Origin of the sequence: Mesorhizobium loti, from assembly GCF_013170705.1 — a bacterium.
Classification (GTDB): Bacteria; Pseudomonadota; Alphaproteobacteria; order Rhizobiales; family Rhizobiaceae; genus Mesorhizobium; species Mesorhizobium loti_D.
In genome coordinates, this window is the sequence record NZ_CP033334.1 from 1,794,413 (window position 1) to 1,817,768 (window position 23,356).

At 64.0% G+C, this 23,356-nt stretch carries 24 protein-coding genes and 1 tRNA gene; 14 read left to right on the forward strand and 11 right to left on the reverse strand.

Features of this window, described 5'->3' with window-relative positions; translation table 11 throughout:
• Window positions 1–69: 69 nt before the first annotated feature.
• Window positions 70–231, reverse strand: a complete 162-nt coding sequence (locus tag EB815_RS08785; RefSeq protein WP_155772508.1) for a hypothetical protein — start codon at window positions 229–231, stop codon at window positions 70–72.
• Window positions 232–249: 18 nt separating this feature from the next.
• Between EB815_RS08785 and EB815_RS08790 the strand changes: the two genes are divergently transcribed.
• Window positions 250–334: transfer RNA gene (locus tag EB815_RS08790), tRNA-Leu, on the forward strand.
• Window positions 335–449: 115 nt separating this feature from the next.
• Here the strand turns inward: EB815_RS08790 and EB815_RS08795 are convergent.
• From EB815_RS08795 to secA, 4 genes are all read right to left on the reverse strand, one after another.
• Window positions 450–1,124 (reverse strand): hypothetical protein, encoded by a 675-nt coding sequence (locus EB815_RS08795; RefSeq protein ID WP_155772509.1) that lies wholly within the window; start codon window positions 1,122–1,124, stop codon window positions 450–452.
• A 346-nt stretch (window positions 1,125–1,470) separates the two neighbouring features.
• Window positions 1,471–2,751 (reverse strand): GNAT family N-acetyltransferase, encoded by a 1,281-nt coding sequence (locus EB815_RS08800; protein WP_056576193.1) that lies wholly within the window; start codon window positions 2,749–2,751, stop codon window positions 1,471–1,473.
• Complete coding sequence (locus EB815_RS08805) at window positions 2,751–4,151, reverse strand: oligosaccharide flippase family protein (RefSeq protein WP_056576195.1); 1,401 nt, start codon at window positions 4,149–4,151, stop codon at window positions 2,751–2,753. Before EB815_RS08805 ends, EB815_RS08800 begins: the two co-directional genes overlap by 1 nt.
• Window positions 4,152–4,473: 322 nt before the next feature.
• A complete protein-coding gene (gene secA, locus EB815_RS08810; RefSeq protein ID WP_056576198.1) occupies window positions 4,474–7,206 on the reverse strand; it encodes a preprotein translocase subunit SecA in 2,733 nt (910 codons plus the stop codon).
• A 262-nt stretch (window positions 7,207–7,468) separates the two neighbouring features.
• Here secA and EB815_RS08815 point away from each other — a divergent pair, with 262 nt between their 5' ends.
• Entirely contained in the window at window positions 7,469–8,380 is a 912-nt protein-coding gene (locus EB815_RS08815) for a peptidylprolyl isomerase (protein WP_056576201.1), read from the forward strand.
• Window positions 8,381–8,454: 74 nt separating this feature from the next.
• Here EB815_RS08815 and EB815_RS08820 read toward each other — a convergent pair whose 3' ends face one another.
• Window positions 8,455–9,054, reverse strand: coding sequence for a TetR/AcrR family transcriptional regulator (locus EB815_RS08820; protein WP_056576204.1), 600 nt, complete (start codon window positions 9,052–9,054; stop codon window positions 8,455–8,457).
• A gap of 275 nt (window positions 9,055–9,329) precedes the next feature.
• On the opposite strand from EB815_RS08820, the gene EB815_RS08825 reads away from it, so the two are divergent.
• Window positions 9,330–10,547: an MFS transporter gene (locus tag EB815_RS08825; protein ID WP_056576594.1), complete on the forward strand. Its 1,218-nt coding sequence runs from the start codon at window positions 9,330–9,332 to the stop codon at window positions 10,545–10,547.
• Between the two features lie 21 nt (window positions 10,548–10,568).
• Here the strand turns inward: EB815_RS08825 and EB815_RS33410 are convergent, their stop codons facing one another.
• The gene (locus EB815_RS33410; protein ID WP_210261675.1) at window positions 10,569–10,880 is read right to left on the reverse strand and encodes a hypothetical protein; all 312 of its coding nucleotides are present in this window, start codon (window positions 10,878–10,880) and stop codon (window positions 10,569–10,571) included.
• Here EB815_RS33410 and argJ point away from each other — a divergent pair.
• From argJ to EB815_RS08850, 5 genes are all read left to right on the forward strand, one after another.
• Window positions 10,825–12,066 (forward strand): bifunctional glutamate N-acetyltransferase/amino-acid acetyltransferase ArgJ, encoded by a 1,242-nt coding sequence (argJ, locus tag EB815_RS08830; RefSeq protein WP_056576207.1) that lies wholly within the window; start codon window positions 10,825–10,827, stop codon window positions 12,064–12,066. The two genes, EB815_RS33410 and argJ, sit on opposite strands and share 56 nt — an antisense overlap.
• Window positions 12,067–12,095: 29 nt before the next feature.
• Window positions 12,096–12,848 (forward strand): GNAT family N-acetyltransferase, encoded by a 753-nt coding sequence (locus EB815_RS08835; protein ID WP_056576210.1) that lies wholly within the window; start codon window positions 12,096–12,098, stop codon window positions 12,846–12,848.
• A gap of 8 nt (window positions 12,849–12,856) precedes the next feature.
• Window positions 12,857–13,279 carry a (deoxy)nucleoside triphosphate pyrophosphohydrolase gene (locus EB815_RS08840; protein ID WP_056576212.1) on the forward strand — a complete coding sequence of 141 codons (423 nt, stop codon included), beginning with the start codon at window positions 12,857–12,859 and terminating at the stop codon, window positions 13,277–13,279.
• Window positions 13,280–13,459: 180 nt separating this feature from the next.
• The gene (locus EB815_RS08845) at window positions 13,460–13,774 is read left to right on the forward strand and encodes a hypothetical protein (RefSeq protein WP_056576596.1); all 315 of its coding nucleotides are present in this window, start codon (window positions 13,460–13,462) and stop codon (window positions 13,772–13,774) included.
• Between the two features lie 110 nt (window positions 13,775–13,884).
• Entirely contained in the window at window positions 13,885–14,064 is a 180-nt protein-coding gene (locus EB815_RS08850; RefSeq protein ID WP_056576216.1) for a Flp family type IVb pilin, read from the forward strand.
• 30 nt (window positions 14,065–14,094) lie between these two features.
• Here EB815_RS08850 and EB815_RS08855 read toward each other — a convergent pair whose 3' ends face one another.
• Window positions 14,095–14,967, reverse strand: coding sequence for a methyltransferase domain-containing protein (locus EB815_RS08855; protein ID WP_056576219.1), 873 nt, complete (start codon window positions 14,965–14,967; stop codon window positions 14,095–14,097).
• Window positions 14,968–15,031: 64 nt separating this feature from the next.
• Here EB815_RS08855 and EB815_RS08860 point away from each other — a divergent pair, with 64 nt between their 5' ends.
• The 4 genes from EB815_RS08860 to EB815_RS08875 are packed head-to-tail and all read left to right on the forward strand — an operon-like array spanning window position 15,032 to window position 17,427.
• Window positions 15,032–15,832: a ComF family protein gene (locus tag EB815_RS08860; protein ID WP_056576599.1), complete on the forward strand. Its 801-nt coding sequence runs from the start codon at window positions 15,032–15,034 to the stop codon at window positions 15,830–15,832.
• Between the two features lie 26 nt (window positions 15,833–15,858).
• Window positions 15,859–16,128: a glutaredoxin 3 gene (grxC, locus tag EB815_RS08865; RefSeq protein ID WP_056576221.1), complete on the forward strand. Its 270-nt coding sequence runs from the start codon at window positions 15,859–15,861 to the stop codon at window positions 16,126–16,128.
• Window positions 16,129–16,138: 10 nt separating this feature from the next.
• A complete protein-coding gene (locus tag EB815_RS08870; protein WP_056576225.1) occupies window positions 16,139–17,005 on the forward strand; it encodes a carbon-nitrogen hydrolase family protein in 867 nt (288 codons plus the stop codon).
• A complete protein-coding gene (locus EB815_RS08875) occupies window positions 17,002–17,427 on the forward strand; it encodes a DUF1178 family protein (protein ID WP_056576228.1) in 426 nt (141 codons plus the stop codon). Before EB815_RS08870 ends, EB815_RS08875 begins: the two co-directional genes overlap by 4 nt.
• A gap of 4 nt (window positions 17,428–17,431) precedes the next feature.
• Here EB815_RS08875 and EB815_RS08880 read toward each other — a convergent pair whose 3' ends face one another.
• Window positions 17,432–17,917: a MarR family winged helix-turn-helix transcriptional regulator gene (locus EB815_RS08880; RefSeq protein ID WP_056576232.1), complete on the reverse strand. Its 486-nt coding sequence runs from the start codon at window positions 17,915–17,917 to the stop codon at window positions 17,432–17,434.
• Between the two features lie 117 nt (window positions 17,918–18,034).
• On the opposite strand from EB815_RS08880, the gene EB815_RS08885 reads away from it, so the two are divergent.
• Window positions 18,035–18,925 carry a DMT family transporter gene (locus EB815_RS08885; RefSeq protein ID WP_056576235.1) on the forward strand — a complete coding sequence of 297 codons (891 nt, stop codon included), beginning with the start codon at window positions 18,035–18,037 and terminating at the stop codon, window positions 18,923–18,925.
• Window positions 18,926–19,030: 105 nt separating this feature from the next.
• Here the strand turns inward: EB815_RS08885 and ubiG are convergent, their stop codons facing one another.
• The gene (ubiG, locus tag EB815_RS08890; protein WP_056576239.1) at window positions 19,031–19,780 is read right to left on the reverse strand and encodes a bifunctional 2-polyprenyl-6-hydroxyphenol methylase/3-demethylubiquinol 3-O-methyltransferase UbiG; all 750 of its coding nucleotides are present in this window, start codon (window positions 19,778–19,780) and stop codon (window positions 19,031–19,033) included.
• Between the two features lie 154 nt (window positions 19,781–19,934).
• Window positions 19,935–21,776 carry a CHASE3 domain-containing protein gene (locus tag EB815_RS08895; protein ID WP_056576241.1) on the reverse strand — a complete coding sequence of 614 codons (1,842 nt, stop codon included), beginning with the start codon at window positions 21,774–21,776 and terminating at the stop codon, window positions 19,935–19,937.
• Between the two features lie 260 nt (window positions 21,777–22,036).
• On the opposite strand from EB815_RS08895, the gene EB815_RS08900 reads away from it, so the two are divergent.
• Window positions 22,037–23,290, forward strand: coding sequence for an aspartate kinase (locus EB815_RS08900; RefSeq protein WP_056576245.1), 1,254 nt, complete (start codon window positions 22,037–22,039; stop codon window positions 23,288–23,290).
• Window positions 23,291–23,356: the final 66 nt, after the last annotated feature.

Genomic DNA, 23,356 nt, shown 5'->3' on the forward strand with positions numbered 1-23,356 from the left:
CATAATGCGCAGCCGCCCGGGGACAATGGCAGGGACGAAACAGGGGCCCAGGCTTGCGCGTCGGTGCCTTCAGACCCGCCACGCTTCATGCGCCGCCTGTCTAGAAAGATTTTCCGCGCCGCACAATGGCAGCGCCGCCATGAAATCGAAAGGCGCAGTTGGTCGCATCCGGGGACAGCTGAGAATTGGCCAGTTGACGAACAGGCCTCCGACCGTATAGTCCGCGCCCATCCAGGCTCTCCGGCCTGAGCCCCTATGGCGGAATTGGTAGACGCGCTCGACTCAAAATCGAGTTCCGCAAGGAGTGCTGGTTCGATCCCGGCTAGGGGCACCATTCCATGTTCAGACCTGATCGTATTGCTCGCCTGCCCATAATGCAGGGCAAATCCGCCGACAGGATTGAGGGCGCAGGCCAGCTTCAGTGCCAGCCTGCGCCCTCTCCAGTCCGCTCAGAGCGAATGCTTATAGCCGATCGCGATATTCCATTTGTCGCCCGCGAGATCGTTGTAGGGGGCTGAAGTGGTGTCGGTCTTCTTCCAGGAATAGCCAACGCTGGCATAGACCGCGTTGGTGGAGTCGATGCTGTAGGTCAATCCGGTGGCCAGCTTTGGCGTTTCCCAGGTGGTGTTGAAGGCATTGCGGTAGCGGAAGTTGAAGACGTTCCAGGTCCATTGCTTGGAGACCTTCCAATCGCCCGCGATATACAGGGCGTAGTAAGGAACATTCGCATTGGCATCCGCATCCTTGATGATGCCCGTATCGTGCCAGGTGTAGCCGAGCCCCAGGCTGGGGGTCAGGGTCAAGGCATCCGTGACCTTGATTTTGTAGCCGAGGCTGGCTTCGGCGTAGTACTGGGATTTTCCACCGGTCTTGAAGGTGGGCTGGATAAAGATGCCACCGACGAAATTGTTGTCGAAATTGTGTGAAACGCTGAGCTTGAAATAGGTGTCGGCAAGCGACCGGGCGGTGTTGCTGCCATTGTTGATGGCGTAGAATTCCGGGCTCCCCTCTATTCCAATCGTCCAGGTCGGCGCTGCCGGTGGCGGGGCTTCGACCAGATCAGCCGCAAAGGCTGATGTGGCCATGGACAAGCAAACGCCCAATGGGGCGACGATGGTGCGCAAAAGCATGGTCTTTCCTCGAGATGTGGCGGCGCATCTGATAGAGCGGCGCGTTGGGATGTGGCGGCGATTTAGCTAGGCGCGCGCCATTACAGTTATGTGACGGTGTGCCGTTCGTGTGGACGTGTTTTGCCGTACAGCTCTCGGCAGGATCTCGGCGATGCAGATTGGCCACACCGGCGAGACGGGCGGCGGCACGCTCAAACCGGCCGGTTGCGCGGCGGCCGGCCAGCCATCCAGCCGATGGCCAGAAGGGAGATCCGGTCCCCGAATAGATATTTGAGCAGGATCAAGAGGCCGATCAACAAGGCCATCCAAAGGCCGGGTTGTCGCAAACCGGGGCCGGCATTCAGCGCCGTCTCAACAGGCTCTTCATACGGTTGCGCAGCAGGCGCGCCATGTTGCGGGTCTCGCGGTAGAGATGCAGTTGCGAGGCGGCCTGGCGGGCGAGGCGGTCGGCGTCCGTGGTCAGCCCGATCACCAGCGTGCCGATCGGCTTGCGCTCGCTCCACAGCCTGCTCATCACCGGATGGTCGGGCACCGCGCAGGAATCGGTCATCATGATGTTGGGATCGTCGAGGTGCTGCCGGGTGACCTCGATCATCAGCAGCGTGCCCGGCGAATAGGCGGCCAGCGTCTCGTCATAGGCCGTCTTCCAGGTATAGGCGACGCCGGCTTCGACGAAGACGATCAGGCAGGCGATGGTGCGGCCGTCGAGCGTCAGCGAATGGATGCGGCACATGTCCTGTTCGGCGAGCCGGTGCACGGCCTCGCGGGCGAAGGCGGCGCGGAAGCGGTCGATCGCCATGGCTGTGCGCTCGCGGCCCTTCCAGCCGGACGCTTCCAGCGTCAGGAAGCTTTCTATGGCGTGGCGGATTTCCTCGGGGCCGCGCGCCACCACATGCTCCAGCCTGCCGAGGTCGGCAAGGCGCCGCTTCAGGCGGCGGAACTCGCGATAATGGTGCGAGCGCAGCGATGCCTTCAGATAGTCGTCGCCGTCGAGCTGGCTCTCCAGCACCGGGCGCAGGGTCTGGCCGGTGGTGACCAGCGTCAGGCCGCGCGTTTCGGCCACGGTGCCGAGCAGGCTCGCCACCGGGCCATCGAGCCTGATGTCGGGGAGCACGAAGACTTTCGGCAGTTTGAGATGCGGGCGCGACAGCATAGAGAAGAAGTCCTCGACGACGCCGACCGGATCGTCGCGGTCGACCAGCGGCGTGCCGAGCGGACCGAAGGGGCTCGACCAGGTACGCAACACCGGAACGCCGAGCGGAACCACCGGGCGCTCCACCGAGATCGGCACCAGGAGGCGCAGCCGGTTGCGGTATTCGTCGCCGTCGCGGATCACGGCCAGCCGCACTTCGCGATCTTCCAGCCGGGGCATTGCGGGTGCCAGGAAGCGCGGGTTGAAGAAGACGTTCGGCTCGATCGTGCGGGCGCAGAGATAGTCCAGTTCCTCGACCAGGTCGAAACCGGCCGATGCCGGATAGATGGCAAGCTTGCGCTCGGGCCGGTTGTTGGCGAAGATCTCGATATGGGCGGGGTCGGGGTCGCGCGCCAGCCCGGCAAGGCCGGACACCATGGCGCCGGCGGTGCCGCCGCTGGTTTCCTCGAGCAACGGGATGGCGGCCATCAGGCGGCTCCTTTGGCTGGCACAAAGATCGCCATGACGATGCCGAGCTTGCGCCACACCGTGAAGGACAGCGCGCTGGCCTCGAAGATCATGGCAAAGGCGGTGGCCATGGCCGCGCCCCACAGACCGAAATGCGGGATCAGCATCACGTTGAGGCCGATGTTGAAGGCCAGTGTCATGGCATAGACGGCGGCGCAGATGTTCTGGTTGCCGCTCATGGTGAGCAGGCTCTCGCAGGGACCGACGGCGGCGCGCGCCACGACGCCGAAGACGAGCAGGAACAGAAGCGGATAGCCCGACGTGAATTCGGGGCCAAACAGCACCAGCATGGGTTTGCCCAGCGCCAGCACCAGCAGCGCCATCAGCAGCGAGGGCCAGAAGGTCCACGACACGGTCTCGCGAGCGAAGGCCGCGAGCTTTTCCGGCTCGCCATGGGTGAATTGCGCATAGCGCTGGGCAACGCCGGCCTTGACCGCGAAATAGACGAAATGCACCAGCGCCAGCGTCTTGACCGTGGCGAAATAGACGGCGACGTCGTTGGGATCCATATAGGCGCCGACCATCAGCACGTCGGCGTTGGTGAGCAGGAAGAAGAAGCTTTCGACCAGGAAGATCGGCAGCGAGACGACGAACCATTGCGCGAAATGCACCTTCATGGGTCCGGCCGGGATCTGCCTTTCCATGCGGTGGGTGACGCCGATGAGCTGAGCGAGCGTGGTGACGTAGGTGGCGGCAATGGAGGCGAAAATCGCCGTCCTGGCATCCGCGGCGTAGCCGGCGAAAAGCATCAGCGCCATGAACAGCAGGATCAGCACCGGCCTTATCAGATAGGTCGGCGAAAGGGCGAAAAGCGCCCAGCTGTTCGCCCTGGCCTGGCCTTGCAACAGATCCGACACCGCGATCATCGGCAGGCAGAAGGCGCCGAGGATGAACGGTATCACGTAGTAGTTTTCGATCCAGGGCGCCGCCAGCCAGACGGTGAGCGCGCCTAGCCCGGCGATGATCGTCGAGGCGATCAGCACGAACAGCCGGCTGGCCACCACGATGCCGCGCAGTTCGTCCATCATGCCGCGCTCGCGGTATTCGGGGATGAAGCGGATGACCGAGGTATGGAAGCCGAGGCAGGCGAGGTTGCCGACGATGACCATCGTCACCCAGACAAGCACGAAGATGCCGTATTCGAACGAGCCCATCCAGCGCGCCATCAGCACCTGGCTGATGAAGGCGATGACGGCGCTCACGATGCGGATGGAGAAGGCGATGACCGACATGCGGCCGGCCTCGCCGCGTTCATCGGCGGTGAACAGCACGGCGTCGATGCGGCCGAGCAGCGGCTCCACGCGCAGCGCCAAACGCTGCGGCAAGAACCGCCCGGCAGTCGTGGCCGCGGAAAAGCGCACCCCGATCTCTCTCCGTTTTCCGCCTCTTTTTCAGGTTTTGGTGTAGCGGAGACACATTAAGAAACGGTTGGGTGGGTTCTCCCTTCGCCCCGTTTACGGGGAGAAGGTGCCGGCAGGCGGATGAGGGGCAGCGCCGGCTTTCGGCAATTTTGCACCGATAGGGAAGAGGAAGAAGAGCTATCTGCGGACGAAGCGACTTTGTGGGGCGAGCGTCTCATCGCTTTTGGTCGGAGACACGCGAAAATCATGAAACTCAGCGCCCCTCATCCGCCCTTCGGGCACCTTCTCCCCGTGAAACGGGGAGAAGGAAGAAGCGGCGTCCTTACGCAAACGCCCCATGGCAGTGCTTGTACTTCTTGCCGGAGCCACAGGGGCAGGCTTCGTTGCGGCCGACCTTGCCCCAGGTCGCCTGGTTGTTCGGATCGCGGTCCTCGGGGGCGACGACGGCGTTCTGCTCCTGGCGCACCAGAAGGGCCGTCTCGCCGTCGCCAAAATCGTTCTCGCCGGTGGTGCCGTCGATATGCGAGCCGAACATGTCGGGTGCTTCCGGCGGCGGAGCCTCGGCGGCTTGGCGGACCAGTTCGACGCGCATCAGCTGCGCGGTGACGGCCTGGCGCAAATTGCCGAGCATTGCCTGGAACAGCTCGAATGCCTCGCTCTTGTACTCCTGCAGCGGATCGCGCTGGGCGTAGCCGCGGAAGCCGACCACCGAGCGCAGATGGTCGAGATTGACGATGTGCTCGCGCCACAGATGGTCGAGCGTCTGCAGCACCACCGAGCGCTCGACGTAATTCATCACTTCAGGCCCGAAACGCTCGGCGCGCTCCTTGGCGGCGGCGTCGGCGGCTTGCGTGATGCGCTCGCGGATGTCGTCCTCGGCGATGCCTTCTTCCTTGGCCCACTCCTCGACCGGCAGGTCGAGATTGAGGAATTCGGCGACCTCGGCCTTCAGGCCCGCGACATCCCACTGCTCGGCATAGGCGTTTTCGGGAATCGCCTTGGCGACGATCTCGTCGATGACGCCCTCGCGCATCTCGGCAATGGTTTCCGAGAGGCCTTCGCCGTCCATCAGCTCGATGCGCTGCTCGAACACCACCTTGCGCTGGTCGTTCGAGACGTCGTCATACTTCAACAGGTTCTTGCGGATGTCGAAGTTGCGCGCCTCGACCTTCTTCTGCGCCTTTTCCAGCGCCTTGTTGATCCAGGGATGGATGATCGCCTCGTCTTCCTTGAGGCCGAGCTTCTGCAGCATGCCGTCCATGCGCTCGGAGCCGAAGATGCGCATCAGGTCGTCCTGCAGCGACAGGAAGAATTTCGAACGGCCGGGGTCGCCCTGGCGGCCGGAGCGGCCGCGCAACTGGTTGTCGATGCGGCGCGATTCATGGCGCTCGGTGGCCAGCACATAGAGGCCGCCGGCGGCCAGCGCCTTTTCCTTCAGGCGCTCGACATCGGCGTGGATTTCCTTTTCCCGCGCCTCGCGCTCGGGACCCGCAGGCATGTCGCCCAATTCTTCCTCGATGCGCATCTCGGCATTGCCGCCGAGCTTGATGTCGGTGCCGCGGCCGGCCATGTTGGTGGCGATGGTGATGGCGCCGGGCTTGCCGGCCTGGGCGACGATCGCCGCCTCGCGCTCGTGATGGCGGGCGTTCAGCACCTCGAAATCCTTGAAACCTTCCTTGCGCAGGCGGTCGGCCAGCTGCTCGGACTTCTCGATCGAGGTCGTGCCGACCAGGGTCGGCTGACCCTTGGCGCTGGCTTCGCGGATCTCCTTGACGATCGCCTTGTACTTCTCCTCGACCGTCCGGTAGACCTCGTCGTCCTCATCCTTGCGGATGACCGGCAGGTTGGTCGGGATCTCGGTGACTTCGAGACCGTAGATGTTGCCGAATTCCTCGGCCTCGGTCAGCGCCGTGCCGGTCATGCCGGAAAGCTTCTTGTAGAGGCGGAAGTAGTTCTGGAAGGTGACGGAGGCGAGCGTCTGGTTCTCCGGCTGGATCGCCACATGCTCCTTGGCTTCCAGCGCCTGATGCAGGCCTTCCGAATAGCGGCGGCCGGGCATCATGCGGCCGGTGAACTCGTCGATGATGACGATCTCGCCGTTGCGCACGATATAGTCCTTGTCCTTCTGGAACAGCCGATGCGCTTTCAGCGCGTTGTTGACGTGGTGAACGATAGCGACGTTCTCGACGTCATAGAGCGACTCGCCTTTCAACAGGCCGGCGTCGCGCAGCAGGTTCTCCAGCTTCTCGGTGCCTTCCTCGGTGAAGATCGAGGTCTTCTGCTTTTCGTCGATCTCATAATCCTGCGGCTGCAGCTGGATGATGAAGGTGTCGATCGTGTTGTACATTTCCGAACGGTCTTCGAGCGGACCGGAAATGATCAGCGGCGTGCGCGCCTCGTCGACCAGGATGGAATCGACTTCGTCGACGATCGCGTAATTGTGGCCGCGCTGCACCATCTGGGCGCGCTCATACTTCATGTTGTCGCGCAGATAGTCGAAGCCGAGTTCGTTGTTGGTGGCGTAGGTGACGTCGGCAGCGTAGGCGGTGCTGCGTTCCTCGTCGGACAGGCCATGGACGATGACGCCGACCGAGAGGCCGAGGAATTTGTAGACGCGCCCCATCCATTCGGAGTCGCGCGTGGCGAGATAGTCGTTGACGGTGACGACGTGGACGCCCTTGCCGGCGAGCGCATTGAGGTAGACCGGCAACGTCGCCACCAAGGTCTTGCCCTCGCCGGTGCGCATCTCGGCGATGCCGCCATTGTGAAGCACCATGCCGCCGATCAGCTGGACGTCGAAGGGGCGCATGCCGAGCACGCGGCGCGCCGCCTCACGCGCGGTCGCGAAGGCCGGGACCAGCAGGTCGTCAAGGCTGGCGCCATTGGCGATATCCTGGCGGAATTTCTCCGTTCGGCCGGCAAGCTCGGCATCGGAGAGCGCCCGCATCTCGTTTTCCATGGCGTTGATCGCCTCGACGCGGGGCCGGGTTGATTTGACCCGACGGTCGTTGGAGGAACCGAAAACCTTACGGGCGAGACCGCCGAGACTGACCATCCAATGGTCCTTTCGATAGAATTCTCAATCTTGAGACAGGCGCCGGCCGGCCCCATCAAATCCGCGTGAACGCACCGCCTGAATGCGGGCAAACACAAAAAGCGCCCGGAAAACGGTTCTGGACGCCAAGTCGTTGGACAGATAAGAGGGGGCTCAACTGATGTCAACGCCGCGCTGGCCATGCCGGTCGCGCCAAATTCCGCCACAATCTGGCTGATCTGGAAGCCATCCCTCCTTACAATCCTTCACCGGAGTCATCCTTATGTCCTTGTTGTTCCGCCGTGCGTCGCTCGCCAGCCTTGGCTTGGCCTTCGGCTTGTCGGCTCTTTGCCTGTCGCCGCTGATGGCGCAGGAGACCGCTCCTGCTGCTCCGGCCGCACCCGCGGCGGCGCCGGTCGATCCGAACGCCGTGGTGGCCACGGTCAACGGCCAGGCCCTGACTGAAGCCGATCTGGTGCTTGCCGAAGGCGAGCTGTCGCAGCAATTCGCGCAGCTGCCGCCCGAACAGCGCCGCGCGGCGGCCCTTTCGGCGGCCATCGAGATTCGTGTCATGGCCGCCAAGGCCGTTACCGACGGTCTCGACAAGGATCCCGACTTCCAGCGCCGCATGGCCTTCCTGCAGCAGCGCGCGCTGCATGGCGAGATGGTCGAGAAGGGCGTCGTCGACAAGGTCACCGACGCCGAGGTCCGCGCCCGCTACGACCAGGAAATCGCCAACACGCCGCCGGCCAACGAGGTGCATGCCCGTCACATCCTTGTGAAGACGAAGGAAGAGGCCGAGGCGATCATCAAGCAGCTCGACGGCGGCGGCGATTTCCAGAAGCTCGCCAACGAGCACACCAGCGATCCCTCCGGCAAGTCCAATGGCGGCGACCTCGGCTGGTTCGGACCTGGCCAGATGGTGCCGGAATTCGACAAGGCGGCCTTCGCGCTCGATGTCGGAAAATACACCGAGCAGCCGGTGCAGACGCAGTTCGGCTGGCATGTCATCAAGCTCGAGGACAAGCGGGCCAAGCAGCCGCCGGCCTTCGACGAGGTGAAGGACCAGGCCAAGCAGGCGGTCATCCGCGACAAGTATTTCGCGCTGGTCAAGTCGCTGCGCGCCGATGCCAAGGTCGAGATCCCCGACGCCAAGCTGAAGCAGGCCGTCGATACGATGGAAGCCGGCAAGTAAGCCTGGACGGTTTTTCAAAGAGGGGCGCGGCAGCCAAGGGTTGCCGCGCCCTTTTTGTTGGTGCGCCGATGCCGTTATCCGCCGGGCGCAGCTATGCCTTGCAGGAGATAGCGGACCATCTTGTGTATCGTCGCCTCAGGCTCGTCGAGCCGGTTGGTCAAGAGATGCCGCCAGGCATAGGAAGCGACGAGGTCGGCGACCACGCCAGGGTCGATGTCGCTCGGGATTTCGCCCCTTGCCTTGGCGCGCTCGATGATCAGGCCGGTATGGGTGCGGCGCCCTCCGGCATAACCGGCGAGGGCCGCGGCCGCGGTTTCATCCGACTGCGCCTCGGCGATCAGCGACCTGAACACGCTGCCCGACGATGTCTCGCGCCAGTGCGCGAACAGATTGACCAGGAAGCCGACGAGATCCTCTTCCAGGCTTCCCGTATCGGGGACGTCGACGCGCTTCTGGCGCTGGTAGACTTCGAGCAGCAGGGCCGCCTTGCTCGGCCACCAGCGATAGATGGTCGGCTTGCCGGCGCGGGCGCGCCGCGCCACCGCCTCGATCGAGAACCCGGCATAACCGGCCTCGATCAGCACGGCCTCGGCGGCCTCCAGAATCGCCTCGGCGCTGTCGGGGTTGCGCCTGGCGCCAATCGATCTGCGTGCCGGATCGGCGATTTCGCTCATTGGCCGTTCCTCCTGAAGCGGTTCTCGTCTCTGCTGGAACAACAACCCGCCAGCAACTCTTTGCCTCACCACATTCTTGCTCGGACAGGAACCATCCGGAGCAAAAGCGCTCGTTTTCCTGTCCGCATTCGTGCGGACGCCAAATGAAGCCATTTGGCCGCAAAAAGCGCTGATGCCAAGATGTGCCACGCATGGAGATGTTCATACATCATCGCTTGACGAAACGGAACGGTTCGTTCTACCCATCGGAACGTTCCGTTCCGATGGGTATCGCCATGACGACCATTATCGCATCCGGCTCCGCGTCCGCCGAGACGACGATTTCGAGTTGGATGACCTTTCTGCTGGCAGCCGCCTGCGGTCTGATTGTCGCCAACATCTATTATGCACAACCGCTGATCGGCCCGATCGGCGCCGAACTTGGCCTGCCGCCACATGCGGCGGGCCTGATCGTTACGATGGCCCAGGTCGGCTACGGGGTGGGCCTGCTGTTCATCGTGCCGCTAGGCGACCTCATGGAGAACCGCGGGCTCGTGCTTGGCATACTCGCCATTGCAACGCTCGCCTTGCTGGGCGCGGCGATTTCGACGCAGCCAATGGCTTTTCTGGCCGCGATGCTGTTTGTCGGCCTCGGCTCGGTCGCGGTGCAGATGCTCATCCCCTATGCGGCGCACCTGGCGCCGGAAGCAAGGCGTGGCCGCGTGGTCGGCAATGTCTCGGTGGGATTGTTGCTGGGTATCATGCTGTCACGCCCGTTTTCCAGCTTCATCACAGCGCTGTCGTCCTGGCATGTGGTCTACTTCACCTCTTGCACCGTCATGATCCTGCTGGCCGTGGTGCTGCGGTTTGCGCTGCCCAGGCGCGAGCCGACGGCGCGTCTAAGCTACGGCGCGCTTTTGGCGTCCATGGTGCATATTGCGCGCACGACGCCGGTCCTGCGCCGTCGGGCTCTCTACCAGGCATTCCTTTTCGCGGCTTTCAGCCTGTTCTGGACGACGACGCCGCTGCTGCTGGGCGGTCCAGATTTCAACTTGACGCAGCGCGGCATCGGCTTGTTCGCTTTGGCCGGTGTCGCCGGCGCAATCGCCGCGCCGCTCGCCGGAAGAGCCGCCGACCGCGGATGGGGCCGGCCGGCCACCGCCTTCGCCATGCTGTGCGTCGCCGTCGCGTTTCTCGTAACCCACATCGCCCACACCGGCTCGACGCTTTCGTTGGCGCTGCTGATTGTCGCCGCCATCGTCCTCGACTTCGGCGTGCAGACCAACCTTGTCCTCGGTTATCGGGACCTGTTCGCGCTCGGCGCCGCACATCGCAGCCGTCTCAACGGGCTCTACATGGCGACGTTCTTCATCGCCGGCGCGATCGGCTCGGGCGTTGGCGGCTGGGCGTATGCGCAAGGCGGCTGGCCGCTGGTGTCCTGGATCGGGCTGGCACTGCCGATTGCAGGACTGCTCTGTTTCGCCACCGAATTCATGTCGCGCGAAAGCACGTGAATTCGCGCCGCGGATCAGCGCTCATTGCATGGCTTGCGAGGTTTCGGATTCGATGCGCCGTCCCTCCGCGGCCTTGACCAGCCCGAGCGTGACGCGCCCCCTGCCCATGGGCGCGCAATCATAGCGCCACTGGCGCCGGCGACGCCAACAGGTTTGAAATGCAGGCTTGATCCGGCGCGGTTGGCCGCCCCGGCAGGCGCGGCGAAAACGCCCTTGCGCCCGCGCGCCGTATCGGGCAAACCGGCCTTTCCTTGCGATTTTCCCGCCCGAGGTCTCCATGTCCACGACGATTTCGCCGCTCGCGCCGAAGAAGTACCCCAAGATGCCGGTCATCGAAGGGGTGCGCATCGCCACCGCCGAAGCGGGGATAAAGTACAAGAACCGCACCGATCTCCTGGCCATGGTGTTCGACGCCGGCACCACGGTCGCCGGCGTGTTCACCAAGTCGAAATGTCCCTCGGCGCCGGTCGATTTCTGCCGCCAGAACCTTGGCGCCGGCAAGGCGCGGGTGCTGGTGGTCAATTCCGGCAACGCCAACGCCTTCACCGGCAAGAAGGGCCGCGACTCCACCGCGCTGACCGGCGAGGCCGCGGCCAAGGCCGCCGGCTGCACGGCCGGTGAGGTGTTCCTGGCCTCGACCGGCGTCATCGGCGAGCCGCTCGACACGACCAAGTTCAGCCATCTGCTCGCCGGGCTGGTCAGCGATGGCAAGCCCGACCTGTGGACCGAGGCTGCAAAGGCCATCATGACCACGGACACCTATCCGAAGGTGGCGACGCAGACGATCAAGCTCGGCGACACCGAAGTCACCATCAACGGCATCTCCAAGGGCGCCGGCATGATCGCTCCCGACATGGCGACGATGCTGTCCTTCATCGCCACCGACGCGCCGATCGCGGCGCCGGTGCTGCAGGACCTGTTGTCGCGCGGCACGGCCAAGACCTTCAACGCGGTCACCGTCGACAGCGACACCTCGACCAGCGACACGCTGCTGATCTTCGCCACCGGCAAGGCCGCGAAGCGCGGCGCGCCTGAGATCACCGACCCGAAAGATGCGCGCCTGGGCCAGTTCCGCCGGGCGCTTGGCAAGGTGCTGAAGTCGCTGGCGCTGCAGGTGGTGCGCGACGGCGAGGGCGCGCGCAAGCAGGTCGAAGTCACCGTCACCGGTGCGAAATCGGCCCGCTCGGCCAAGCGCATCGCGCTGTCGATCGCCAATTCGCCCCTGGTCAAGACGGCAGTCGCCGGCGAGGACGCCAATTGGGGCCGCGTCGTGATGGCCGTCGGCAAGGCCGGCGAGCCCGCTGACCGCGACCGGCTGTCGATCTGGTTCGGCGACAACCGGCTGGCGCACGAGGGCGAGCGTGATCCGGCCTATTCGGAAGAAAAGACGTCCGCCTACATGAAGCGCGACGATATCCGCATCCGCGCCGATATCGGCATCGGCCGCGGCAAGGCAACGGTGTGGACCTGCGATCTCACCAAGGAATACGTTACCATCAATGGCGATTATCGGAGCTGACGGTTTTGGCTCCCAGGCATCCGGCAAGCATGCTCGCGATCGTGCGTCGCTACGAGGCGGCCGGCTTTCGCGCCTGGCCGGCGGCGGCCGTCCACTATGACGGCACCTGGGTGGTGCGGCTGACAGCCGGCCATCCGGCCAAGCGGCTGAATTCGGTCAACCCGCTCGATCCCGGCGACATCCAGCACATCGCCGACCGTATCGGCCGGGCCAGCCGCCGTTTCGATGCCTATGGAAGGCCGCTGACGTTCCGCATGTCGCCGCTCTCGGGTCCCGATCTGGCCAATCATCTCGACAACGAGGGTTGGAGCCGGTTCGACGAATCGCTGGTCATGCGGCTGCCGCTGGCCGATGCCCAACTAGACGCCGCCATGGACCAGATTCCGCTCAAGGACATCAGCCGCTTCATCGGCGCGTCGCTCAAGGTCAGCGGCTCGGACGTTTCGCTGCGGCCCGGCCTGTCGGAGATCATAGGCGCCATTCAGCCCGAGGCCGGGCTGTTCGCGCTCGAGGATGGAGTGGAGGCGCTGGCGACGCTGATCTGTGTGCATGACGGCGATCTTGCCGGCCTGTTCGAGGTCGCCACCGACAAGTCGGCGCGCAACAAGGGCCACGGCCGCAACCTGATACTGTCGGCGCTCAAGTGGGCGAGGCTGCGCGGCGCGCGCGAAGCCTGGCTGCAGGTCGAGGCTGGCAATGCGCCGGCGCTTGCGCTCTACCGTTCACTCGGCTTCGACGAAGTCTACCGATACCACTACCGCCGGCCGCCCGGTCATGAGTGAAGTTAGGCATGAATGACCTGGTGAATACCGCCAAGCGCCTGCTCCTGGTCGCGGCCTGCGCGCTGGTCGACGCCGACGGCCGCGTGCTCCTGGCGCAGCGGCCGCCAGGCAAGCAGCTTGCCGGCCTGTGGGAATTTCCCGGGGGCAAGGTCGAACCCGGCGAGACGCCGGAACAATGCATCATCCGTGAACTGCATGAGGAGATCGGCATCGAGACCGAGATCCCGTGCCTGGCGCCGCTCACCTTCGCCAGCCATTCCTATGACGACTTCCATCTCCTGATGCCGCTGTTTGTGTGCCGCCGCTTCCGGGGCATTGCGCAGCCCAGGGAAGGGCAGGCGCTGAAATGGGTGCGGCCAAAGCAGATGCGCGACTACCCGATGCCGCCGGCCGACGCGCCGCTGATTCCGTTCCTCATCGACCTGCTCTGAGGATTTGTTTTGACGCAATTCCGGACAGAAAACCGCTTCACACTTTTCCTGGAATTGCTCTGACGATCGGGACCACGGTCCATATCAGCCAGCGTTAATGGAAGATTTATCTCATCATGAAAAATTGATGCATGGCCGTGTCGTCGCGGCCGCATGGCCGATTTGCCCGGGAGCGACAGCATGAGCCTAGACAGGGATTGGGACTCGATCCGGCCTGACCGGGGCTTTCGTGCCGCCGATGCCGGCATGGGCATCCTGCGCGTCACGCTGCTGTTTGGGTCGGCCGCGGTGGCGCTGGCGCTGATCGCGACTCCTTTCCTCGACAGCCAGACGCGCTCGCAATCGGTGCGGGATGATTTTCCCGGCCTCGACATGACGGCCACTGGCTCGATCGGCCATCGCGGCACCTATACGGTGCGTCGCAGCGTGCTGCAGCCGCTGCCCAGTTCGGTCTGCATCATCGGGTCCGACGGCAGGACCAGCGGTGACTGCTGACATGGTTAAGAATTTTCCGGGAAGGCGGCGGTTTCACCGCCTGTTAAGGCTTTACCGTTAACCTTTCTTAACAGATCGACGGTAAGGTCCTGGCAACGGGGATCAAGGCGATGAAAACAGTGCTGCTGCGTTTTCTGAAGGACGACAATGGCGCCACGGCCGTCGAATACGCCCTGATCGTCATGGTGCTGTCGTTGACGATCATCGGCGGCATCGGCCAAGTGTTCAACTCAATTACCTGGTTGTTCAGCGACAACACCAGCAGGCTTGCGAACGCTTTCGCGCACTGACTTGCGACCCTGTCCGCACCCGCGGGCCGGTCAATGCCCTTCCGGACCCTCCAGTACGGTCTTCAATGAGACCTTGGCCGAGCCAGGTTTGAGTGGCTTCTGCTGCGATGCATCGGGTGCCCAGCCAGACATCCAGACCATCGAGAAACTTGCCCGGATCCGACCGTCCGGGTCGGAAAACCGCTCGGCGTAAATCTCGGCGGCACGGGCAAACAGTCTACGCGTGCCCGGCCGCCGGCTGCGATCGGCAAGCGCGCTGGTTTCGCCCATGGCGCGAAGGTCGGCCATCAGGGCAAACAAATTGGCATAGCGCACCGTCACGGTCTCGACGTCTGCGACCGGCAGAGCAAGACCGGCGCGCTGCAGCAGCGCACCGGCATCGCGCACGTCGGTAAAGGGGATGACGCGTGGGCTGACGCCGCCATACAGCTCGCTCTCGGCCGCAAGCAGGCTTTCGCGCAGCTCACTGAGCGTGCCGGCACCGGCGAAGGCACCGAGAAAGAGCCCGTCCGGACGCAAGGCGCGACGGATCTGGATCAGCATGCCGGGAATGTCGTTCATCGCCTGCAGCGACAGAAGCGATACCGCCAGATCGAGGCTTTGCGGCTCGAAGGGCACTGTTTCCAGCGGCGCGACCAGGCCGGCCGCACCATCCAGGAAAACCGCGTCCGTCTCGACACGGGCGATTTCCGCCACCTTGTCGCTGGCGGCGAGCACACCGGCCGCGGCCGGTGTCTGGCAAAACAGCACGGCAGCCTTGCCGAACCTGCGCTCGACGGCACCCAGCCGGTCGGCAAGGTCCTCGGCGGCGCGGTTCATGAGGAAATCGGCACCCTCGACCGGGTGGGTGAGCGCACGCCGCTTGTGCGCCAGCCACAGTGAGGTATCGATAATAGGCTGCAACGGGCGGATCCTTGTTTGTCCACGCCCTGATATAGTTGGTATGATGGCACGGAGAACCAACCACGTGGCCGATCCGATGCCAGAGATCAAGTCCATCGGGATCAGGAACTTCACCCGATCGGCCCTCGGCTGGCCGGCGCGTATCCTGTTTCCTCCGGTCTGCGCCGGCTGCCGCCGTCATGTCTCGCAACCCGGGGTGCTTTGCGGCGCCTGCTGGCCGAAGCTGAGGCTCCTGGAACGGCCGTGGTGCCCGGTGATGGGCACGCCGTTCACCCACCATATGGGCGAGGGCTTTCTGTCGGCCGAGGCGATCGCCGATCCGCCGCCCTTCGAACGGGCGCGAGCAGCCGTCGTCTATTCCGGCGTTGCCCGCCAGATGGTGCAAGGCCTGAAATATCAGGATCGCACCGATCTTGCGCCCTGGATGGCGCGCTGGATGGCGCGGGCGGGCGCCGATCTCATCGCCGAGGCCGATGTGGTTGTGCCGGTGCCGCTGCACTGGCGGCGTTTTTTCCGGCGGCGGTTCAACCAGTCGGCGGAATTGGCGCGTGCGGTCTGCGAACTCAGCGGGCTGTCTTTCGCGCCCGCCGCCATGCGGCGCGTGAAACTTACCCGCCAGCAGGTCGGGCTGGAGCGGCAGGAGCGCGAGGAGAATGTGCGGGCCGCCTTTCGCGTGCCGGTCGAGGCGCAAATCGAGATCGCCGGCCGCAGGGTGCTCCTGATCGATGATGTCTACACGACCGGCGCCACCGTGCGCGCCGCCACCAAGGCGCTGAAAAAAGGGGGCGCCGGGGCCGTCGATGTGCTGACCTTTGCCCGCGTGTTGCCGGGGGACTTTCGGCCCGACGAGTCCGCGACTATATAAGTCGGCAACGAAAGTGGAAATTCGTCATGGTGGATGTCACGATCTATACGCGCATGATGTGCGGCTACTGCACGGCAGCCAAACGGCTGCTGGAGCGCAAGGGCGTTGCCTATACCGAGCACGACGCTTCCTTTTCGCCGGAGCTGCGCCAGGAGATGATCTCGCGCGCTCACGGCCGCACGACCTTTCCGCAGATTTTCATTGGCGAAACGCATGTCGGCGGCAGCGACGACCTCCACGAGTTGGAGGCCGAAGGCCGGCTCGACAAACTGCTCGCCAACGGCGCGACGATTTGAGGATTTGATGATGGGTGTTTTCAAGGCTGCCGCCGTCCAGATGCGTTCAGGCGAAAGTCCCGAGCGCAATGCGGTCGATCTCGAGCGGCTGGTGCGTGAGGCGGCAGGCCAGGGCGCAACCTATATCCAGACGCCGGAAATGACCGGGGCGCTGATCCGCGACAAGCAAGCGCGCGCAGCCTCCTTCACCTCCGAAGACAAGGACATCATCGTGGCGACCGCGCGCAGGTTGGCGCGCGAACTCGGGATCTTCCTGCATGTCGGCTCGACGGCCATCCTGCGCGCCGACGGCAAGCTCGCCAACCGGGCGCTGCTGTTTGGCCCGGATGGCGCGACGCTCGCCACCTATGACAAGATCCACATGTTCGATGTCGACCTCGACAATGGCGAGAGCTGGCGCGAATCCTCGGCCTACGAACCTGGCACCGAGGCCGTCGTGACCGGGATAGCGGGGGCGAAATTGGGCTTTGCGGTCTGTTACGACCTGCGGTTCCCGCAATTGTTCCGTGCCGAGGCGCTCGCTGGCGCCGATGTTTTGACCGTGCCCGCCGCCTTCACCCGCCAGACCGGCGAAGCGCACTGGCATGTGCTGCTGAGGGCGCGCGCCATCGAGAACGGTGCCTTTGTGGTCGCCGCCGCGCAAGGCGGCCTGCATGAGGATGGCCGCGAGACCTATGGCCATTCGCTGATCGTAGATCCCTGGGGCCGAATCATCGCCGAAGCCGCGCATGACGAGCCGGCGGTGATCGTTGCAGAGATCGACCCGGCGCAGTCGCTTGCGGCGCGCAAGAAGATCCCCAATTTGAAGAATGCGCGGGATTTCGACATCAATGGCGGCGAGGTCGACGCGCCGCGTCTCAGGGGTGCCGCCTCTTGATCCGCTTTTCCCTGATCTGCGAAAACGAGCACGAGTTCGAGGGCTGGTTTCGCAGCAATGACGATTTCGATACCCAGAAGAAGCGCGGCTTTGTCGATTGCCCAAGCTGCGGCTCACACAAGGTGGAGAAGGCCCTGATGGCGCCCGCCGTTTCGACGGCCCGCAAGCAGGAGACCATCGCGCTCGCCATGGGCGAGGCGCAGAAACAGGCGCTGGCGCAACTCAAGGCGATGGCCGAGAAAGTGCGCGAGAATGCCGACTATGTCGGCGACAAGTTCGCCGAGGAAGCGCGAAAAATCCATTTCGGCGAAACCGATCCGCGCGGCATCTATGGCGAGGCGACGCTCGAAGAGGCCAAGAGCCTTGCCGAGGACGGCGTCGAGTTCATGCCGATCCCGGTGTTTCCGGACGACCGCAACTGAGCGGTTAGCTCACGCTTGCGATCAATTTGCCAAGCAGCCGAGCCAGCATCTCGCGTTCGGCGTCGCTTAGATCGGCGAGAATTTCATGCTCGTTGGCGACGTGGGCGGTCAAGGCCTCGTCGATCAAGGCCAGACCTTTCCCGGTAAGCTGCACGACAATGCCGCGACGGTCATTGGGGTGCGGGCCGCGCAAGATCAATCCGGCCTTCTCCAGCCGGTCGAGCCGGTTGGTCATGGCGCCAGATGTCACCATCGTCGCTTCATAGAGAGCGGTGGGGGTCAGCGCGTAAGGGGCTCCGGAGCGGCGCAGCGTAGCCAGCACGTCGAATTCGCCGGCCTGGAGCCCGAAACGGGCAAACAGCGGGGCGAGGCGATCCCGCGCGATCAGCGACGAGGCCTCGTTCAATCGCCCGAGCACCGCCATCGGCGAGACGTTCAGATCCGGCCGTTCCCGTTTCCACTGCTCGATCGCTTTTGCCGCGCGATCCATTTGTCTCACCGTTAAATATCTTGATGTTAAGAATCTTTGCGTTATCTTACCTCAAGATACAGAACCGGCCAAGCGTCGCGAGTGCCGAATTCGCAATTTGAGTGACGGGACCATCCGATGAAATTTCTCTGGGATTCGGCGCTCGGCCTGCTGGTCGTCACCGGCGGCCTGCTCGGGCTGACGCTGCCCTTCGGCAAGCTCGCCACGGCAGCCGGCGTGCCGGCCATGGTCTGGGCCTTCGTCATCTCGCTCGGTGCCGGCGGCGTGCTTTTGTGCGTGCTCTTGTTGCGCGGGGAGCGTGTCCGCCTCACCGCGCACAAATTGCGCTATTTCTTCGTCACGGCCGCCGTGTCCTATGCCGTCCCCAATCTCCTGATGTTCTCGGCCATTCCGCACCTTGGCGCCGGCTACACCGGCATCATGTTCACGCTGTCACCTGTCATCACGCTGGTGTTGTCGATCCTGCTGCGTGTGCGGCGCCCGAACATACTGGGCATTGCCGGCATTGCAGTCGGCTTCGTCGGCGCCGTCATGGTGGCGGTGACGCGCGGAGAGGCCGGCCAGCCGGCCGATCTCTTCTGGGTGGTCATTGGCCTGCTCATCCCGGTCAGCCTTGCCGTCGGCAACATCTATCGCACGGTGGATTGGCCTGAAGGCACCGGCCCGATCGAACTCGCTGTCGGCAGTCATCTGGCGTCGGCGACGCTGCTGCTCGCCGGTATTCTCACCCTGTTCGGCATCAAGGCCTTCGCGCCGCTCGACGGCGTGCCGCTGGTCGTCGTCGCGCAAGTCGCATCCGCGTCGGCGATGTTCGCCTTCTTCTTCCGGCTGCAGGCGGTCGGCGGCCCCGTCTATCTCAGCCAGATCGGTTATGTCGCGGCCGCGGTCGGCCTGTTTGCCGGCACGATCTTCCTTGGCGAGCACTATCGGCTGCTGACCTGGGTCGGCGCCGTCATCATCACCGCCGGCGTTTTCATCACCACCAAGGCGCAAAGCCAGAAAGCCTGACGTCTCAGTTTGTGCCGTCGTCGGCATCGCCACCGGGCTCCGGCTGCGGCCGAGGATGCCGACCGCCCGCGCGCCCGCGGTACGAATTCCGGAACGCCTGCTCGGTCAGACCGATCCCTTTTCCGCCAGCACCATGTAGTTGACGTCCATATCCTTCGATCGCGCCCAGCGGTCGGCGAGCGGATTGTAGGTGACGCCGGTGCGGTCGATGATCGTCAGGCCGGCGCCGCCAAGCGCCTTTTCCAGCTCTTCGGGGCGCACCAGCTTGCCGAACTGGTGGGTGCCGCGCGGCAGCCAGCGCAGCACGTATTCGGCGCCGATGATGGCCAGGCCCAGCGCCTTCAGCGTGCGGTTGATGGTGGCCACGAACATGATGCCGCCGGGTCGGACCATCTGCCCGCATTTGGCGACGAACAGCTCGATGTCGGCGACATGCTCGACCACTTCCATGTTGAGGATGACGTCGAATGTCTCGCCGGCGTCGGCAAGGTCCTCGGCCGTCGTGGCGCGATAGTCGACGCTCACATTGCCTTCGGCGGCATGCAGTTTCGCCACTTCGATGTTTGTTTCGGAGGCATCCGCTCCCACGACCTCGGCGCCAAGCCGCGCCATCGGCTCGCACAAAAGCCCGCCGCCGCAGCCGATGTCGAGGATCCGCAGGCCCTCGAACGGCCGCGCGGCGCGTGGGTCACGGCCGAAGCGCGATGCTATCTGGTCGCGGATATAGGAAAGCCGGACCGGATTGAATTTATGCAGCGGACGAAACTTGCCGTTCGGATTCCACCATTCGGCGGCAAGGGCGGAAAAGCGTTCCACTTCTCCGGCATCGATCGTCGATCGTCGGGGCTCTGGCATCGGTTGTCTCCTAGAGCTCTTGTTGGTCGCAATTGCGAACGGAAAACCGCTTCACACTTTTCCTGGAACGGCCTTAGAGCGCTAGGAAGTCGGGCGTGGGGGAGCGAATGTCAAGGCAGCTTTTTTCAATGCTGCCAAACACGGTCCGTCGGACTCAGCTGGTCCTGTCCAGCACGTCGCGCAGCTTCGCGTCCAGTTGCTCGATGGTGAACGGCTTGGCCAGGAAGTGCACGTCATGGTCGAGCACGCCGTTATGGACGACCGCATTCCTGGTGAAGCCGGTGGTGAAGATGACTTTCAGTCCGGGCTGGCGCGCGACCGCCTCCTCGGCGAGCTTGCGGCCGTTCATCACCGGCATGACGATATCGGTGAACAGCAGGGCGATGCCTGACGACGCGTCGAGCTTCTCGAGCGCCTCCGGACCGCTCGCGGCATGGATGACGGTGTAGCCGAGTTCGCGCATGGCGTCGGTCGTGGCGGCCCGCACCCGGGCGTCGTCCTCGACGACGAGGATCGTCTCGGTGACCTTGACGGAGCTCTTGCCGCGCCCGACGGGTACTGCTGGCTCCTCCGAGCCGAAAAACCGCGGCAGGTAGATCTTGATCGTCGTGCCTTCACCCGGTTCGGAGTAGATCTTGACGTGGCCGCCCGACTGTTTGACGAAGCCGAACACCTGGCTCAACCCAAGTCCCGTGCCCTTGTTGACCGGCTTGGTCGTGAAGAACGGTTCGAAGGCCCTGGCGATGACCTCCGGTGGCATGCCGGCGCCGGTGTCGGTCACCGCCACCATCACATATTGGCCAGGCGTGACTTCGGCGTGTGTCGAGGCGTAGGCCTCGTCGAGATGGCTGTTGGCGGTCTCGATGGTCAATTTTCCGTCATTGTCCATGGCATCGCGGGCATTGACGGCCAGGTTGAGGATCGCGTTCTCGATCTGGCTCGGATCGGCGTGGATTTTCCACAGGCCGCCCGCCAAAACCGTTTCGATACGGATGCCTTCGCCGAGCGCTCGGTGCAGAAGGTCGGACATGCCGGTCACCAGCCGGTTGGTGTCGACGACCTGCGGCGCCAGCGGCTGCAGACGGGAGAAGGCAAGCAATCGGGCGGTCAGATTGGCGGCACGGCTGGCCGCATCCGTCGCGGCCTCGATGAACTTCTCGATGTCGTTCTCGCCGCGCTTCAGCTTGCGCTGGGCAAGGTTCATGGCGCTGAGGATCACCGCCAGCATGTTGTTGAAATCGTGGGCGATGCCGCCGGTCAGCTGGCCGACGGCTTCCATCTTCTGCATCTGGCGGATCTGGGATTCGGCCTTCTCGCGGGTGTCGATCTCGTTGCCGAGCTCGATGTTCTTGCCCATCAGCTCTGCCTGGGCGGTGGCGACTTCGCGGAAGCGGCGGCGGGATTCGCGGATTGTGTAGGTGGCGAGCAGGAAGATCGCGAAGAGGGCCGCCAGCGAGCCGATGCGCAGCCAGGTCTCGACCTGGTCGGTGTGCTCGTCGCGCTCGGCAATCGCGGCGCCTTCCATACGCCGGATGGTGTCCATGCTGGCGCGGATCTCGTCCATGGCGGCTTTGCCCTGGCCGCTGCGGACCAGCCGCAAGGCCCCGGCGACGTCGCCCTTGTCGTAAAGGGCGATCGTTACGGCCAGTTCAGCCTGTTTTTGCGCCAGCGCGTCCTTGATGTGACTGATCTGCTGGACCAGCTGGTCGTCGGAAGCCGTCATGGCATCGATGCGGGAGAGCTGTCCGGGGATTGCCTCGACGGCCTTCCGATACGGTTCGAGATAGGATTTTTCCCCGGTCAGCAGGTAGCCGCGCTGACCACTTTCGGCATCCTGCGCCATTGAAAGGAGCCCGGAAAGCAGTTCCTGGTACTCGATCGTCTCGCGAGCGGCGGCACGATTGGCCCTCTGGCCCTCGACAAGCACGGCACGCGTTCCGACGATCAATGCCAGCACGGCGAAGCCGGCGACAAGCGGGAGCGATTGCAATCGCATGGCGCGTCGAAGACGAGCAATCATCTGTTATGCCGAACCAAATGGATTCCCCGCGGGCAGCATTTGGTAAGCGGCACGGGCCTGGAAGGCAATATGCCGTCTTCTTGACGCCGGCATTCCGCCGCCAGCCTTGCGAAACCTTCATCATTTGGCTAAGGAGGCCGCGCATTCAGCAGCCGGCACCAGCCGGGCGCTTTCCTCCGCTTCGGCTCCCAGTTTTTTGGCAAGGGGCCGGCTTCAGTCAAAGGCATTTCGCTTCCATGGCGCGTATCGTGATGAAATTCGGCGGAACCTCCGTCGCCGACATCGCCCGCATCCGCAATGTGGCGCGTCACGTCAAACGCGAGGTCGACGCCGGCCATGAGGTCGCGGTGGTGGTTTCGGCCATGGCCGGCAAGACCAACGAACTGGTTGCCTGGACGCGCGAGGCCTCGCCGATGCATGACGCACGCGAATATGACGCTGTCGTCGCTTCCGGAGAACAGGTCACCGCTGGCCTGCTGGCCATCACCTTGCAGAACATGGGCGTGCACGCCCGCTCCTGGCAGGGCTGGCAGATTCCGATCAAGACCGACAACGCGCATGGCGCGGCGCGCATCCTCGACATTGACGGCGCCTTCCTGGTCAAGCGCTTCGGCGAGGGCCAGGTGGCCGTCATCGCCGGCTTCCAGGGCATCGGGCCCGACAATCGCATCGCCACGCTTGGCCGCGGCGGTTCGGACACAAGTGCCGTGGCCATCGCCGCGGCGGTCAAGGCGGACCGTTGCGACATCTATACCGACGTCGACGGGGTCTACACCACCGATCCGCGCATCGAGCCCAAGGCGCGGCGGCTGGCCAAGATTTCCTTCGAGGAGATGCTTGAGATGGCCTCGCTCGGCGCCAAGGTTCTGCAGGTGCGTTCGGTCGAGCTTGCCATGGTGCACAGGGTGCGTACCTTCGTGCGGTCGTCCTTCGACGATCCCGACGCGCCCGGAATGGGGGATTTGCTCAATCCTCCGGGAACGCTCATTTGCGACGAGGAAGAGATCGTGGAACAGCAGGTCGTCACCGGAATTGCCTACGCCAAGGACGAAGCCCAGATTTCGCTGCGTCGCGTCGGCGACCGCCCAGGCGTCGCCGCCGGCATTTTCGGGCCGCTGGCCGAGGCCAACATCAATGTCGACATGATCGTCCAGAACATCTCCGAGGACGGCAAGTTCACCGACATGACCTTCACGGTGCCATCGGGAGACGTCGACAAGGCGCTGGCCGTGCTCGACCGGCTGAAAGCCGAGGTCGGCTACGATGTCGTGCAGTCCGAGGCCGGCATGTCGAAGGTCTCGGTCATCGGCATCGGCATGAGGAGCCACGCCGGTGTCGCCGCCACCGCCTTCAAGGCACTGGCGGACAAGGCGATCAACATTCGCGCCATCACCACCTCCGAGATCAAGATTTCGATACTGATCGACGGTCCGTACACCGAACTTGCGGTTCGCACTTTGCATTCCGTCTACGGTCTGGATAAGCAGTAGCAGACTGAATCAGTTGTTGCGCGCGTGCCGGCAGCGGCGGAAACTGCGCCGGCAGGTGTTTCATTG